The following is a 247-nucleotide window of genomic DNA, read 5'->3' as shown; positions in this document are numbered from 1 at the left end:
CGTAACTACTAGGTAGCCGAACAAAGATTTTCCTGTTTTCGCTTAATACCGAAGAGTAAATCGTTTCATCAACAAAATCAGAAGTGTAATCCTCTTTGTATTGTTGTGCCTTAAAAAATGCAGCAGCCACCGCGGCTAGCACAATTCCAATTAATACAACATTTTTAATAACTTTGAAATTCATAAATTCTTCCTTGAAAAATTTAACAGTGCGCTCATCGCGCATATTTCTGCCGACTCCACACTC

At 37.2% G+C, this 247-nt stretch carries 1 pseudogene; it reads right to left on the bottom strand.

Annotated elements, in window-relative coordinates:
- Positions 1-226 (bottom strand): annotated as a pseudogene (locus AAEY62_RS23970) (hypothetical protein); the annotation flags it as partial.
- Between the last annotated feature and the right edge of the window lie 21 nt (positions 227-247).

It is taken from the genome of Pseudoalteromonas sp. GW168-MNA-CIBAN-0100 (assembly GCF_040309225.1).
GTDB lineage: Bacteria > Pseudomonadota > Gammaproteobacteria > Enterobacterales > Alteromonadaceae > Pseudoalteromonas > Pseudoalteromonas arctica.
The sequence above is the reverse complement of the archived record's forward strand: the minus strand, read 5'-3'. Positions and strand labels throughout refer to the sequence as shown.